Raw genomic sequence first — 13,571 nt, 5'->3', positions numbered from 1 at the left:
ATCAAAGGTGAACAATGCGGCTACGATTCGTAACAGTTTCAGCGATTGCACTCTGCGCTGCCGGCCATTCGGTCGCGCAGGTGAATCCCGTTGATGTGCCCGCACCTTCCATTTCTGAAACCGAAAAAGCCGAGCCGGACTGGTATCGCCAGTTCACGCTGAGCACGCCTTCCGAAGATGCTCCGATCTGGCAGAGCCGCCCGAGCAAGGAAGTGAGACTCGCCTGGGTTAAGGGTGACAAGTGGCAACTAAGCGTCGACCTGACGTCGCGCCCCGACGACTCGCCGCTTCCTCGGGAAGAAATGCGCGCCGGCGCCGAATTCCGCATCACGCCACGCATTAGCGTTGGCGGCACACTCAGCGTCGGGGCCAACGAGCTCAATGGCGCCTTCGACCAGCTTCAGGATGAGGCCGTCGAGACCGGCATCCGGCTGCGGTCGGCCTTCAAGTTCTAGGGCCGTAGACTTTTTCCAGACCTGATACAGAAGCAAACCCGGCAATCCGGGCGACGCGCTCTGCATTGTTGGCTGTCACACCTCCCAGCGCATACACATTCATGCCTGCCCTGCGCGCATAGCTTGTGAGCCTCGGCAACCCCAACGGCGCGCCTGCACTCGGGCTGTCAGAAGCGAAAACTGGGGAAATGAGAACGGCGTCCATATGAAGCGTTTGTGCCCTCCTGACGTCCCGAATGGCATGCACGCTCATCGTGTTGAGCTGGTCTGTGCGGAGGTTTACGGGTTTGCTTTCGGTCATTCGTGCCGGCCAGTGAACGCCGGAGGCGCGAATTTGCGCGCACAGCTCCGGGTCTGCACTGACGATCAGGGGTCTTCCCTGTCTCCGGCAAAGTAGTCCCAGATCCGGGGCCAGGGTGAGTTGGTCCGGGTTTCCGAAATGGCGAAACAGCACCCCTATACCATCCGGCAGCGCGTGGACGGTTTCGAGTATATCGCTTGTGCGCGATGGATCCGTTACGAAGAGTCCGGGTGGCAGGCCATTCGAAACGTGGCGGTGTGCTAGCCTCACGGCATTACGGAACTTGCGGTCACTGGCGCCTTCATGCTTCATCGGCGCCATGACTAGCACCGCCCTTGCCGATACGATAGCGGCTCATCGCGCCTCCATACTGAAGCAGCTTGAAGCTGCATCATCGCGGGAGATCGAGCTGATCGCCGTGTCCAAACGCCAGCCCGACGAGCGCATAAAAGCCGCGCTTGATTGTGGTCAACGCGTGTTCGGCGAGAACCGTGTCCAGGAGGCACAGGACCACTGGTCGGAACGTCGCAATATCGAAGGCCTCAAGCTTCATCTGATCGGGCCATTGCAGAGTAACAAATCCGAAGATGCCGTGGCCCTGTTCGATGTGATCCAGACGGTCGACAGGCCAAAGATCGTGCGGACATTGAGCGACGCTGCAGAAAAGCTCGGGCGCACGCCTGACCTGTTCATCCAGGTGAACACGGGCGAAGAGCCGCAAAAGGCTGGCGTTGCACCGTCCGGACTTGCAGATCTCGTAAAGCAGACCCGAGAGACTTATCCCGGCTATCTCAAAGGTCTCATGTGCATCCCCCCAGTCGATGAGCCGGCCGGACCGCATTTTGCGCTTCTGGCCAAACTCGCGAAAGAAAACGGGCTGGAGGGTTTGTCCATGGGCATGAGTTCCGATTTTGAGCTCGCTGCCCAGTTTGGCGCCACGCATGTCCGTGTCGGCAGCGCCTTTTTCGGTGAGCGGGAAGCAGCCTAGGCTGCGATTTCCAGAATGCTGCCCGGCCCACTCAGGGCCAGGACATCCAGCATGTCGGTTTTTGCAATGGCAATGCAGCCCTGTGTGTCCGCATAGTCCGGACGCGCGAGGTGAAAGAAGATCGCGCTGCCGGCGGCAGGCACTACCGGGGCGCTGTTGTGATCGAGTTCCACGATGATGTCGTAGATGGCGTCATCGCGCCACAGGCGCTCGCAACTGGCTGGATAGGGCAAGCGTACGGGCCTGTTATAGAGTGGGTCGCTTGCCTCATCGCACCACCCGTCATGTTCGCGAAGCGGCACAGTTGGCAGACCGGTTATGGGACGGGACAGGCGGTCAGGCCGCCAGAAGACGCGCTTCATGGTCCAGACTCCGATGGGAGAGGCGCCATCGCCTTCCCTTTTCTGCTCAGCTGCAATGAAACCGCCCTTTCCATGTGCGCACATCAGCGACAGTCCCTCGCCTTCGAGTCCGCCTCTGGAAGTGGTCTTGAATCGTGCGGTCACGCGCATGCTCCCAAAATTGTGATATGACCCCGGGGCTAAGATTTGATGATAGCTCACCGGACGCGCTTTTAAGAGCGCAACACTTATTACGTCGGAGATGGCCAATGATGAGCAAGAAGACAATCCTGCTTGTCGATGATGATGAAGATTTGCGCGCCGCGCTCGCTGAGCAGTTTGGTCTCCATGATGGCTTCGAGTGTCTCGAAGCGGAGAATGCGACCGAAGCCCTCAAGATCGCGGAGCGTGACCGGCTGGACCTGATCCTGCTTGATGTCGAGCTGCCGGACATGGATGGACGCGAAGCCTGCAAGGTGATGCGCTCACGCGGCGTTCGCGCGCCCATTGTCATGCTGACAGGGCAGGATACGGATGCCGATGCCATCCTGGGGCTCGATTCCGGTGCCAATGACTATGTCACCAAGCCTTTCCGCTTTTCGGTCCTTCTTGCCCGCGTGCGAGCCCATTTGAGGAGTTTCGAGCAGAGCGAGGACGCAACCTTCATGGTCGGGCCGTACGAGTTCCATCCGGCGATGAAGCTTCTGGTTCGCGAAGACGAGCGCAAAATCAGGCTCACTGAGAAGGAAACCAATATCCTGAAATACCTCTACCGGGCGGGCGGGAAGTCGGTGCCGCGCGATGAACTATTGTCCGAAGTGTGGGGATACAATGCGGCTGTCACGACGCATACGCTCGAAACCCATGTCTATCGGCTGCGCCAGAAGATTGAGCCCGATCCGGCGAATGCGCGTCTGCTCCTGACGGAAACCGGCGGCTACCGCCTCCACGCCAGCTGACGGTCAGGCGCGTGCGAAAGTTGTGCTGACGGGTGCGTGATCCGATGGCTTCCAGCCGCCGCGCCAGCCTAGATGGATGCGATAGCTGCTCGGATCGACAAGGCCCATTCCCTTGTCGTTCGCCCAGATATGATCAAGCCGACGGCCGCGATTGGATGCGGCCCAGTCTTTCGCCCGATAGGACCACCAGGTGTAGAGCTTCTGATCGTCCTCATGGAGTTCGCGTGCAATGTCGGTGAAGCCGCCATCCTTGCGCGCTTTCTCCAACGCTTCGGTTTCCACCGGCGTATGAGAGACAATCTTGAGCAGTTGCTTGTGCGACCAAACATCGTTCTCGTGCGGCGCGACGTTGAGGTCCCCCACCAGCACGCGCGGTACGGGCCCATTCGGCGCTTTGGCGTAGTCGCGTGCCATGCACCCCAGAAAATCGAGTTTGTGCGCGAACTTCTCGTTTGCGTCAGGATCAGGCACATCGCCGCCAGCCGGCAGGTAGATATTATGGATCTCGAAGCCTTCGATTAGCGCCGCCTGTACGCGGGAGTGGCCCTCCCGGCAGAGCGGAAGGGCTGTGAGCGGCTCGATCGGATGTTTTGAGACAATCGCGACGCCATGATGACCGCCCGACTGGCCAAGCACCTGATGATGCTTGTAGCCGATCTCGTTGAAGGCCTTGGCCGGAAATTCGCCTGTCTGGCACTTGATCTCCTGAAGGCAAAGGACATCCGGTGCCTCAGCCACCAGAAACTTCTGCACATTCGGGGCCCGCAGGCGTACGGAGTTGATGTTCCAGGTGGTGATCTTGAAAGACGAATTCGACATTTGCACGCCCTTAGCCCGCGCCGCCATAATTGGTCAACGCGGGCCGGACGCATCCTTCATGGCGACGATCAGTCGGGATTGCCCGCCACTTCCGTTTCAAGGGGCAGGAATTTCAGTTTCGAGACCTGCAGCGTTACCGTGCCGATGTCCTCGGTATCCGCCTGGATCTTCACTGGCATGATTGCGCCGTTGGGCAGCGGGGCCATCCACATGCGAAGCGGGCCATCGATGCCGGTCAGCGTGTCCTTGTTGATCTCGTCTTCTTCGTAGCCTGCGATGCGATCCATGCTCACATGGCATTCATAGGCCTCGCCCTTGTAGCCCTGCGTCTTGATCGGCTTGAGGCCATGGTTCTCGAAGTGAAGCCAGGTCAGCTGACGCCCGTCGAAAATCTTCATCGGCCCGCCACATGGATCCTCGCCGGCTGCGCGCGGAATGAAGCCGTGGCCAAGGAAAGCCGTCAGCGGATCGCTGGCGTTGAGCTTCTGTTCAGGGGTGGCTGGCGGCTCACCAAGGCTGCCGAATTTCGGTTTGGCCGTCATATCGACATCGGTCTTGCCATAGGTCATCTCGACTCGCCGGTTCTTCTTGCCGTCACTATTCTGTGAGACATAGGCGTAGGTCTCGAGATGGTCGTCACGGACGTAGCCGCTCGCTGCGAGCTCCATGTCGTAATTGACGAGGATGTCAGCCAGGCCCGTCGTCTTCACCTTGCCTTTGATGGAGTAGGTTTCGGGCTTCATGTCCACGCGGAAGTTGGCCTTGCCGGTAATGGGGATGATCAGGGCCCAGGCATTCGCCTTGACCTCGTAAACCATCTTCATCGGCTCCCCTGCCTTGACCGCCGAGAGCGGCGTCTGCGCGGGCGGAGCGGTGTCAGCGGCCATTGAGCCGACAGACATAAGGCCGAGAAGGCTGGTTGCAGCGATCAGTCGTTTCATGGTCGCGAGTGTCCTCTATTATCTCCAGTCCACGGGAGAGGGTCTATATGTGCCTTGCCGAATGCGGCCTGAACAGGGCTGCCCCCGCTTTGCCGCAATTAAATCACTGTTACGTCATTCGTTCCCTGCTGAGGCTAGCGGTTGACGTGGGTTCGATCGCCGCGTAAGAGCGCCGCTTCTGTTTTACATGAACATCTAGATTGAGCGAGCGCCCCATGGCACGCGAATGCGAACTTTCTGGCGTCAAGCCGATTATCGGCCACTCCGTCAGCCACTCGAACATCAAGACCAAGCGCCGGTTCCTGCCGAACCTGGTGAACGTGACCCTTCGGTCGGAAGCCCTCAACCAGGCTTTCTCGATGCGGATTGCGGCGAAAACGCTGCGCACGGTCGACAAGCTCGGCGGCCTTGACGGCTATCTCGCCAAGGCGAAGGACGAGAAGCTTTCGCCGAAAGCGCTGAAGATCAAGCGCGATATCCAGAAGCGGGCCGAAGAAGGCGCGGAAGCCTGAATCACCGCAAACTGACACGAATTGAGAAATGCGTCCTCCGGGACGCATTTTTTTTGCGTTGCGATCACGTTGTGCCTTCCACGGCGAGCGGTTAAGCCGGACCAGTCATACCGGAGGGTGAGCCATGATCCATAGATTACTTCTTGCTGTGAGCGCGGCCTTGCTGGCTGGGTGTGGAACCGCTCCGGACACGCCCGACACGGAAACTCAGACCGCCGCAGCTGACGGGCGCCTTACCATCTATACAGGCGGTACGATCTATACCGGTCTCGATACCCCGGAGACAGTTGAGGCCGTTACAGTCGATGCTGCCGGTCGGATTGTCGGGACGGCTCCACCGCTGTCGCAAGACTGGTCGGAGGATGAGGTTCGCATCATCAGCCTGGATGGGGCGGTCATGTATCCGGGTTTTGTCGATGGTCATGCCCACTTGCTCGGCATCGGGCAGCGGGAATTGTCGCTCGACCTTACGGGGACGGCGTCTGTCGCTGATCTGGTTTCGCGGGTTGAGGCGGAGGCTGATACCGTGCCGGCAGATGCCATCATCGCCGGGCGCGGGTGGATCGAAACCGGGTGGCCGGAGGAGCGCATGCCGTCAGCCGCTGATCTTGATGCTGCCGTCGGCGACCGGATCGTCATTCTGGGACGCTCGGACGGACATGCGCTGGTCGCAAGTTCGGCAGCGCTGGAAGCGGCCGGAATTGATGAGACCACGCCCGATCCTGCCGGCGGCAAGATCGAGCGCGACGAGACAGGTCGGGCTACGGGCATCCTGATCGACAATGCCATGTCGCCGGTGTGGGCATTGCTGGCCGAACCGAGCGAAGATGATATCCGCCGCGCCTATATCGAGGGTGCGAAAGTCTATGTGTCCCGTGGCTGGACGGGTGTGCACAACATGTCGGTGCCGCCGGAGCATGCGGAAATTCTTGCAGACCTTGATGCTGAAGGGTTGATGCCGCTTCGTCTCTGGAATGCCTACGACAAGTCCGGCGCGGGGATTGCCGCCGAGCACGCCTTCGAGACGGACACTATAACAAATCGGGCGGTCAAGCTGTATATGGACGGCGCGCTCGGCTCCCGCGGTGCGCTGCTCATGGAGCCCTATTCCGACCGGCCCGACACGTCAGGGTTATCGCTTCTGGAGCCGGAGGGGCTGAAGGCGCAGATGCGAAACGCCGATAAGGCCGGTTACCAGCTCGCCATTCATGCAATCGGTGATCTTGCCAATCACAGGATCATCGAGGCGTTTGACGCTGGCGGCTATACCGAAGCCAAACGCTGGCGCATTGAGCACACGCAAATTCTCGATCCGGCCGATATCCAGCGCATTGCGGATCTCGGCCTTATTGCATCGATGCAGCCCTCGCACGCGATTGGCGACCTGAAATTTGCGCCGGCCCGCCTCGGCATGGAGCGTCTCGACGGGGCTTATGCCTGGCAGGATCTTCTGGACGCCGGTGCCGTTATCGTCGGTGGATCAGACGCACCCGTGGAGGTGGGCTCGCCGCTGATCGAGTATTATGCCGCTGTTGTGCGCAAGGATCTTGAAGGCCTGTCCGGCAAGGGTTGGCACCCGGAGCAGGCAATCTCGCGCACCAGCGCGCTTGAGCTCTTCACGTCTGCAGCTGCCTATGCCTCGTTCATGGAGACCGACCTCGGCACGATCGAAGCCGGAAAGATCGCCGATTTTACCGTTTTCGACCGCGACCTCTTGACCGTGGCTGAGGAAAATATACTCGACGCAAAACCCGTCATGACGGTGGTTCAGGGCGAAATAGTGTGGCAACAGGCTGACTGATCTTTACCCTGCGTCGCACTAGTCGCATTTCATTCGCGTGCTAGAACCCCATCTGACAGACGAAAGCGAATTTCGGAGACTACACCTAATGAGCCTGACCAGCGAAACCGATGCTCTGACCGGCCTTGAACCGACTGAAGAAATCAAGGTCCGCGACGTGTTCGGCATCGACACCGACATGGTCGTTCACGGATTCAAGGACAAAACGGAGTATGTGCCGGAATTCGACGACGCCTATCGCTTTGATCCTCAGACGACCCTGGCGATCCTTGCCGGTTTCGAGCACAACCGCCGCGTTATGGTCCAGGGCTATCACGGTACCGGCAAGTCGACCCACATTGAGCAGGTTGCCGCCCGCCTCAACTGGCCGATGATCCGGATCAACCTCGACAGTCATGTCAGCCGGATCGACATGGTTGGCAAGGATGCGATCGTGCTGCGCGACGGCAAGCAGGTGACCGAATTCCGCGAAGGTATCCTTCCCTGGGCGCTTCAGCGCCCGGTTGCGATCACCTTCGATGAGTATGATGCCGGGCGCCCGGACGTGATGTTCGTGATCCAGCGCGTTCTTGAAGCATCAGGACGGCTGACGCTGCTTGACCAGAACCGCGTCATCTCGCCGAACCCCTATTTCCGGCTTTTCGCCACAACCAATACGGTTGGGCTCGGCGATACCACGGGTCTCTATCACGGCACGCAGCAGCTCAATCAGGGCCAGATGGACCGCTGGAGCATCGTCACCACGCTCAACTATCTTGAGCATGACGCCGAAGTGGAGATCATCGCAACGAAGGCGGCTGATCTCGACAAGGAACTGCTCTCCAAGATGGTGCGGCTCGCCGACCTTACGCGGAATGCCTTCATGAACGGGGATATTTCGACCGTGATGAGCCCGCGGACGGTGATTACCTGGGCTGAGAACTACAAGATTTTCGGGGATCTGGGCCATTCGTTCCGGATGACCTTCCTGAACAAGTGCGACGAACTCGAGCGGCCGCTGGTGGCGGAGATGTATCAGCGTTGCTTCGACGAGGATCTGCCCGAGAGTGCCCTGATGGTGCGCGTCGCTTAATCGGCGGCGCGGCCCGAACCCTTTCCCTGCGATCACGCTTCGCATCCGCGAGCAGAATCGCTATGTGAGTCCCATGGCCAAGACCGACGACACGCCATTCGAACTCTTCAAGCAGGCGCTGGCAACCACCGCCAAGGCGATGAGTCAGACCCGCGATGTCGAGGCGTCGTTCACTGCTGAGGCTGGCAGAGCGGAGGGTGAAAGGCTTGTTCTGCAAACGCCGCCGCGCGAACTTTCAGAACGTCAGGCGGCGCGGGCGCGCGGTGAAGCCGACGCATTATCCCTGCGCATGGCGCATCACGACCCTGAGGCACACAATGCCGAGCGTCCGAGCGGCGAGATGGCCCGGCAGGTCTATGAAGCCGCGGAGCGCGCGCGCATCGAGTCGATCGGCTCGCGCGCGATGGACGGTACGGCCAACAATCTGGATGCCGCACTTGCAGCCCGCTGCGAGAAGGCGGGCTATACCCGCATGCAGGACCGTACCGAGGCGCCGATTGCCCCGGCACTCGAATTCCTTCTTCGGGAGAGACTGACCGGACGGGCCCTTCCGCCAGAAGCCGAGGGCATTGCTTCGCTCTGGCGTGACGAGATCACCGAGAAGGGGGGCGATACCCTCGAAAAGCTGATGGAGCAGCTGAACGACCAGCGTGCTTTCGCAAAGACGGTGCAGAAGCTCATCAAGGACCTGACCGAGGGTGAAGAGTCCGGCGAGGATAGCGAAGACGACAGTCAGGCCGAAGAAGAATCCGACTCCGAAGACCAGAGCACGGCAAGCGATGACCCGGAAGCGGGTGATGAGACCGAGGGTAGCTCCACCGAGGAGATGGAAGCAGGTGACAGTGACGAGGTCGATGGCGACGAGACGAACGTCCAGGTCGACGCCGATGCTGACGCCGAGGGCGACGATGATGTCGATGAGAGCGATGATGGCTCAAAGCCGCTGCGTCCGAATTTCCGCGAAGGCGACGACAAGCAGGACTTCGTCTACCGCACCTATACGAAGGCGCATGACGAGGTCGCCAATGCGCCCGATCTCTGTGATCCGGAGGAGCTGGCACGCCTGCGCGCCTATCTGGACCACCAGCTCCAGTCTCTGCAGGGCGCGGTGTCCAAACTGGCTAACCGCTTGCAGCGCCGTCTCATGGCGCAGCAGAACCGGTCCTGGTCCTTCGACCTGGAAGAAGGCGTGCTCGATACAGCCCGCCTGACGCGGGTCATCACCGATCCAACGGTACCACTTTCCTTCAAGCAGGAAGACGACAGCGAATTCCGCGACACAGTTGTCACGCTGCTGCTCGACAATTCGGGCTCAATGCGCGGCCGTCCCATCATGGTTGCGGCCCTTTGTGCGGACATCCTCGCGCGGACACTCGAGCGCTGTGGGGTAAAGGTCGAGATTCTTGGCTTCACGACCAAGGCCTGGAAAGGCGGCCTCTCACGCGAGGACTGGGTCAAGGCGAACAAACCGGCGGGGCCGGGTCGCCTCAATGATTTACGCCATATCATCTACAAGTCCGCCGATGCGCCATGGCGCCGGGCGCGGCGTAATCTTGGCCTGATGATGCGCGAGGGCCTTCTCAAGGAGAATATTGACGGCGAAGCCCTGCTCTGGGCGCATGAGCGGCTTCTCGGCCGGCCGGAGCAGCGCAAGATCATGATGGTGATTTCTGACGGTGCGCCGGTCGACGATTCAACGCTGAGCGTGAATGTCGGCAACTATCTTGAGCGTCACCTGCGTCAGGTCATCGCCGAAATCGAGAACCGCAGCCCGGTCGAACTGATCGCTATCGGCATCGGCCACGATGTCACGCGCTACTATCGCCGTGCTGTGACCATCGTTGACGCTGAACAGCTCGGCGGTGCGATGACCGAGCAGCTTGCCAGCCTGTTTGACGAAAAGGGTAACGCGCCCGACCCGACCGCCATGTCGGTGCCGCCTCTTCGGGGCGAGAAGCGCTCCTATTCGAGCGGGGTTTCCGCGACCGGGTCTGGCGGTCCACGCTATGGCTCGAAGGTCGGTGCGGGGCGCGATGTGCGCACGACCAGCCTTCAGGAAGCCGCACGAAAAGCCTCAAAACCCTAGGGCCCGGGCCCGCTACGCCAAAGAGGAATGAGGGCCATGAAACCATCGGCATGCATTGGTCTCGCGCTTCTCATCTGTTTGCTACCGGCGTGCCGTGGGTCTGCCCCGGAAGAGTTTTCGCCTCTTCCGGCTGAAAGTGCATGGCACGTTGCAGACCATCGCGATGACTTGATCATGCAGTCCTGCCCGGACGGGACGGGCGATGGTTTCGCGATGTCCTTCCTGCTGGATGTGAAGCCTGTCACGCTCGGGGATGAAGCGACAGCCAGCGAGGCGCTCGGCGGACTGGACTATCTTGGCGGCTGGGCGCTTTCAGCGGCGCCCGGGTCCTTTGGTGGTCTGTCAGGTCTGAAGGTCCTGCCTACAGGAGACTTGCTCGCGGTCTCCGATGGCGGAGCGCTGGTGGAGATCGGGTTTGACCCCTCGGAATTGGCGCCGACCGGACAGGCGACCCTTGCCTTCTTGCGCGATGCCTCCGGCGAAATCATGCCCGGCAAGGCCGAGGCGGACTCGGAGGGTTTGGAATACGATGATGGTCTGGCGTTTATCAGTTTCGAGCGTCATCACCGTGTGCTGGCCTATGCCTACGGCACCTGCGGCAGCAATGCGCGGGGTATCCCGGTCTCCGACATCACCAGCTCTCCAGCCTCGCTAGGCGCCTCGATCAGAGGAAATTCCGGTGCCGAAGGCCTGGCCCAGCTCGACCGCCAGCTACTTGTCGGCCTCGAAACCGTCATCGACCGGCTTGGTCCTGTCGCCGTGATTGACGAAGGCGGTGTTCCGCAATTTGCCGCGCGCGAGTGGATCGACGGAGAGGGTCTTCCGCTCGTCGGGCTGGATGCAAAGGATGGGACTCTTTACAGCCTGCACCGCGCCTACAATCCGCTGACGGGCAACTCGATCCTGATTACGGCAACAGGTCCGCAGAAGAAGACGCGCATCCTTGGCCGCATCGCCCGTCCGATAACCGTCGACAATTTCGAGGGCATCGCCGTCAGCGAGGGTCCGGACGGCGATATACGCCTCTTCATCATTGCTGACGACAATTTCAGCGAGAAGCAGAGGACGTTGCTTTTTGCCTTCCGCGTGCGCTCAACAGTGGGCTAGCCGGCCCACATCCGGATGAGGTTCGAGATCGACTTGTCTATCACCAGGCGCTGTTCGTTCTGACCGGATTGAAGGGAGGCGCGAACCGTTTCCAGGTCGAAGAGAAGTTCGCGCTGGTCCTGCCGCTGGATCCGGCTCTCGATCCAGCCGACACAGGCCAGTCGTGAGCCGGAGGTCACGGGCTTCACCTGATGGAGTGCGCCTGAGGGGTACAGGATCAGCGTACCGGCAGCGGGCTTGGCATCGAAGTCCCCGGCGGGAAGCATCATGTTCAGTTCACCGCCGTCATAGCTCTCTGGGTCGGACAGGAAGAGCGTGAAGGAGAGGTCGGTCCGGAGCTGGTGTCCATCCCGGCCCATGATCGCATTATCGACATGGTAGCCATAATGCCCGCCGCCTTCTGTTCGGCTGAGGAGCAGCCGGGAAAAGCGTTTGGGCCGGGCGGAGCGTTTTACAAGGCTGTGTCCGGAAATCGCTTTCATCAGGAAATCGTGAAGGCCTTGCCCAAGATCGCTGGTCAGGTCGGCCTGGAGGTTGGATTTTACCGTCTTGGCGGTGCGGCCTGCAGTTGAGCGGCCATCGGCCCAGTCGAGCTGGGCGGCCTTTTTGCGGACCCGGTGAACATCTTCCGGCGGCAGGACATCGGGGACTGAAAAATACATGAGGACGCCGTTGAGCTTGAGAATGATTTGCATTAATGCAAGAGCATCAAAAAGTCACCCCGCACATAGCTGGAGCCTGCAATGACCTTCACGCCTCGCAACTTCGTCCGCCTCGGCCTGACCGCCGCCCTGCTCGGCTCCACGTCTCTCGCGGCGTGCGGTGGCGAAGCTGGCGAGACAGGGGAAGGCGCAGAAGCCGAAGTCGCCGGTGAAGCCGGAGAAGCCAGCCAGGTCTCGGCGCCTTCCGGTGAAGGCGGAGAAGGTGCTTATGCCGGTGAAGCCGGTGAAGGCGGTGAGGGCGAAGGTGGAGAAGGCGGCGCCCACACAATGGAAACCTTGCCGATCGAGAACCGGCTCGCCTTCATGCGCGGTCACGTCGCAGCAGGGCTTGCGCTTTATCGTGCCGGTGCGCCGGAGCAGGCGGCGAAGCACCTGCTTCACCCTGTTTCCGAAACACACGCGCAGGAACGCGAAGGCCTGGATGAGCTTGGCTTCAATGGAGAGCTGTTTGTCGAGATTTCCGATGAACTCGAGGCCGGTACGGCTTCCGATGATATCGAGGACAAACTCGCCCAGGCCGAGGAAAACCTGGCCATGCTGGCCGATGAGGCGGGGGGCAGTGACAAGGACATCCTCAACTTCCTGCTCGACACTACGCTTGAGGAGTATCGTGTCGGGGTCACCGATGGTGAGATCGTCAATGCTGGTGAGTATGCGGACGCCTTCGGTTTCATAAAAGTGGCGTCTGACTATGCCTCGGGCCTCGAAGGGGAGGCGGGAGAGGCCGTTCGCGAAGAGCTGGAAGTGTTGGCCGCGATGTGGGCGGATGCGCCGCTCGCCGATTCCAGCCCCGCCCCCGTCGATCAGGTGGCGTCGCAGGTCTCACGCGTACAACTGGAACTTTCGGCGATCCGCTAGTCCGTGATGGTGTCGATCAGCGCGGCGGCTTCATAGGAATCCCACTGGGCTTCGCCAGAGAGCCGCGCGATCTCTTCGCCATTGGCATCGTAGATGATGGTGGTCGGAAATCCGCGTGCACCGGCATCGTAGACGACGTCCCAGTTTTCCGGTGGAGCAAAGTAGAAGTCGAGCACGCCGCCCGTGAGTTCCTGCAGGCGCTGGATCGCATAATCCTTGTCTTCCGTGGCATCGACGCTGATGGCAATAACCTGGAAGTTGTCGCTGCCCTTCGCGCTTTCCAGGGCCGCCAGTGACGGCATCTCGCGTTCGCATGGGCCACACCAGGTCGCCCAGAAATTCACGAGCGTTACCTTCCCTTTGAAGTCGGCCAGTGTCGCTTCAGTGCCATCGGGGCCTTCAAAAGTGGCGTCTGACATACCCTCACCGCGCTGAGAGACATCGAGCTTTGCGAGCGTCCCTGTCGCGAGTTTTTCCACCGGGTCCTTGCTTCCGCCCTTGGATGTTGCGCTCAGCAGTGCAAAAGACACCGCGACAACAAGTCCGGCGAGCATCAACACTATGGCGTATTTCGCTATACGGGGCATAGAAAGCTCCAAACTCCACGGA

The 13,571-nt window shown here is 60.4% G+C and carries 15 protein-coding genes; 9 read left to right on the top strand and 6 right to left on the bottom strand.

The features are described 5' to 3' along the window. Positions 1-14 precede the first annotated feature (14 nt). Positions 15-455 carry an NtrZ family periplasmic regulatory protein gene (locus Q1K29_RS03855; RefSeq protein ID WP_300391631.1) on the top strand — a complete coding sequence of 147 codons (441 nt, stop codon included), beginning with the start codon at positions 15-17 and terminating at the stop codon, positions 453-455. On the opposite strand, the gene Q1K29_RS03850 is transcribed toward Q1K29_RS03855, so the two are convergent. After that, positions 445-1,077, bottom strand: a complete 633-nt coding sequence (locus Q1K29_RS03850; protein ID WP_300391630.1) for a thiamine phosphate synthase — start codon at positions 1,075-1,077, stop codon at positions 445-447. The genes Q1K29_RS03855 and Q1K29_RS03850 overlap by 11 nt on opposite strands. Between Q1K29_RS03850 and Q1K29_RS03845 the strand changes: the two genes are divergently transcribed. Next, a complete protein-coding gene (locus tag Q1K29_RS03845; protein ID WP_300391629.1) occupies positions 1,076-1,744 on the top strand; it encodes a YggS family pyridoxal phosphate-dependent enzyme in 669 nt (222 codons plus the stop codon). The genes Q1K29_RS03850 and Q1K29_RS03845 overlap by 2 nt on opposite strands. Here the strand turns inward: Q1K29_RS03845 and Q1K29_RS03840 are convergent. Beyond that, the gene (locus Q1K29_RS03840) at positions 1,741-2,250 is read right to left on the bottom strand and encodes a L,D-transpeptidase family protein (RefSeq protein WP_300391628.1); all 510 of its coding nucleotides are present in this window, start codon (positions 2,248-2,250) and stop codon (positions 1,741-1,743) included. The genes Q1K29_RS03845 and Q1K29_RS03840 overlap by 4 nt on opposite strands. A gap of 104 nt (positions 2,251-2,354) precedes the next feature. On the opposite strand from Q1K29_RS03840, the gene Q1K29_RS03835 reads away from it, so the two are divergent. Further along, positions 2,355-3,044, top strand: a complete 690-nt coding sequence (locus tag Q1K29_RS03835) for a response regulator transcription factor (RefSeq protein WP_300391627.1) — start codon at positions 2,355-2,357, stop codon at positions 3,042-3,044. 3 nt (positions 3,045-3,047) lie between these two features. Here the strand turns inward: Q1K29_RS03835 and Q1K29_RS03830 are convergent, their stop codons facing one another. Together Q1K29_RS03830 and Q1K29_RS03825 are read right to left on the bottom strand one after the other, a co-directional pair. Further along, positions 3,048-3,863 (bottom strand): exodeoxyribonuclease III, encoded by an 816-nt coding sequence (locus Q1K29_RS03830; protein ID WP_300391626.1) that lies wholly within the window; start codon positions 3,861-3,863, stop codon positions 3,048-3,050. 68 nt (positions 3,864-3,931) lie between these two features. Continuing rightward, positions 3,932-4,804 (bottom strand): DUF3108 domain-containing protein, encoded by an 873-nt coding sequence (locus Q1K29_RS03825; RefSeq protein ID WP_300391625.1) that lies wholly within the window; start codon positions 4,802-4,804, stop codon positions 3,932-3,934. Between the two features lie 215 nt (positions 4,805-5,019). Here Q1K29_RS03825 and rpmB point away from each other — a divergent pair, with 215 nt between their 5' ends. The 5 genes from rpmB to Q1K29_RS03800 all read left to right on the top strand — a co-directional run bounded on the left by rpmB (position 5,020) and on the right by Q1K29_RS03800 (position 11,382). Further along, positions 5,020-5,316 (top strand): 50S ribosomal protein L28, encoded by a 297-nt coding sequence (gene rpmB / locus Q1K29_RS03820; protein ID WP_300391624.1) that lies wholly within the window; start codon positions 5,020-5,022, stop codon positions 5,314-5,316. 124 nt (positions 5,317-5,440) lie between these two features. Then, positions 5,441-7,117 (top strand): amidohydrolase, encoded by a 1,677-nt coding sequence (locus Q1K29_RS03815; RefSeq protein WP_300391623.1) that lies wholly within the window; start codon positions 5,441-5,443, stop codon positions 7,115-7,117. Between the two features lie 88 nt (positions 7,118-7,205). Continuing rightward, a complete protein-coding gene (gene cobS, locus Q1K29_RS03810; RefSeq protein ID WP_300391622.1) occupies positions 7,206-8,189 on the top strand; it encodes a cobaltochelatase subunit CobS in 984 nt (327 codons plus the stop codon). A gap of 73 nt (positions 8,190-8,262) precedes the next feature. Next, positions 8,263-10,275: a cobaltochelatase subunit CobT gene (cobT, locus tag Q1K29_RS03805; protein WP_300391621.1), complete on the top strand. Its 2,013-nt coding sequence runs from the start codon at positions 8,263-8,265 to the stop codon at positions 10,273-10,275. 36 nt (positions 10,276-10,311) lie between these two features. Beyond that, entirely contained in the window at positions 10,312-11,382 is a 1,071-nt protein-coding gene (locus tag Q1K29_RS03800; RefSeq protein WP_300391620.1) for an esterase-like activity of phytase family protein, read from the top strand. Here Q1K29_RS03800 and Q1K29_RS03795 read toward each other — a convergent pair. Further along, entirely contained in the window at positions 11,379-12,077 is a 699-nt protein-coding gene (locus tag Q1K29_RS03795; RefSeq protein WP_300391619.1) for a Fe2+-dependent dioxygenase, read from the bottom strand. The genes Q1K29_RS03800 and Q1K29_RS03795 overlap by 4 nt on opposite strands. Positions 12,078-12,125: 48 nt before the next feature. On the opposite strand from Q1K29_RS03795, the gene Q1K29_RS03790 reads away from it, so the two are divergent. Further along, positions 12,126-12,962, top strand: coding sequence for a hypothetical protein (locus Q1K29_RS03790; RefSeq protein WP_300391618.1), 837 nt, complete (start codon positions 12,126-12,128; stop codon positions 12,960-12,962). Here the strand turns inward: Q1K29_RS03790 and Q1K29_RS03785 are convergent. Further along, positions 12,959-13,549 (bottom strand): TlpA disulfide reductase family protein, encoded by a 591-nt coding sequence (locus Q1K29_RS03785; protein ID WP_300391617.1) that lies wholly within the window; start codon positions 13,547-13,549, stop codon positions 12,959-12,961. The genes Q1K29_RS03790 and Q1K29_RS03785 overlap by 4 nt on opposite strands. Positions 13,550-13,571: the final 22 nt, after the last annotated feature.

The sequence above is a fragment of the Henriciella sp. genome, from assembly GCF_029937755.1.
Taxonomy (GTDB): Bacteria; Pseudomonadota; Alphaproteobacteria; order Caulobacterales; family Hyphomonadaceae; genus Henriciella.
This window is presented reverse-complemented; position numbering and strand designations above follow the sequence as displayed.

Coding starts and splice junctions, on each gene's coding strand:
- Q1K29_RS03800 (WP_300391620.1), top strand. CDS start 10,312: ATGAAACCATCGGCATGCATTGGTCTCGCGCTTCTCATCTGTTTGCTA.
- Q1K29_RS03825 (WP_300391625.1), bottom strand. CDS start 4,804: ATGAAACGACTGATCGCTGCAACCAGCCTTCTCGGCCTTATGTCTGTC.
- Q1K29_RS03790 (WP_300391618.1), top strand. CDS start 12,126: ATGACCTTCACGCCTCGCAACTTCGTCCGCCTCGGCCTGACCGCCGCC.
- cobT (WP_300391621.1), top strand. CDS start 8,263: ATGGCCAAGACCGACGACACGCCATTCGAACTCTTCAAGCAGGCGCTG.
- Q1K29_RS03850 (WP_300391630.1), bottom strand. CDS start 1,077: ATGGCGCCGATGAAGCATGAAGGCGCCAGTGACCGCAAGTTCCGTAAT.
- Q1K29_RS03830 (WP_300391626.1), bottom strand. CDS start 3,863: ATGTCGAATTCGTCTTTCAAGATCACCACCTGGAACATCAACTCCGTA.
- Q1K29_RS03855 (WP_300391631.1), top strand. CDS start 15: ATGCGGCTACGATTCGTAACAGTTTCAGCGATTGCACTCTGCGCTGCC.
- cobS (WP_300391622.1), top strand. CDS start 7,206: ATGAGCCTGACCAGCGAAACCGATGCTCTGACCGGCCTTGAACCGACT.
- Q1K29_RS03835 (WP_300391627.1), top strand. CDS start 2,355: ATGATGAGCAAGAAGACAATCCTGCTTGTCGATGATGATGAAGATTTG.
- Q1K29_RS03795 (WP_300391619.1), bottom strand. CDS start 12,077: ATGCAAATCATTCTCAAGCTCAACGGCGTCCTCATGTATTTTTCAGTC.
- Q1K29_RS03785 (WP_300391617.1), bottom strand. CDS start 13,549: ATGCCCCGTATAGCGAAATACGCCATAGTGTTGATGCTCGCCGGACTT.
- rpmB (WP_300391624.1), top strand. CDS start 5,020: ATGGCACGCGAATGCGAACTTTCTGGCGTCAAGCCGATTATCGGCCAC.
- Q1K29_RS03815 (WP_300391623.1), top strand. CDS start 5,441: ATGATCCATAGATTACTTCTTGCTGTGAGCGCGGCCTTGCTGGCTGGG.
- Q1K29_RS03845 (WP_300391629.1), top strand. CDS start 1,076: ATGACTAGCACCGCCCTTGCCGATACGATAGCGGCTCATCGCGCCTCC.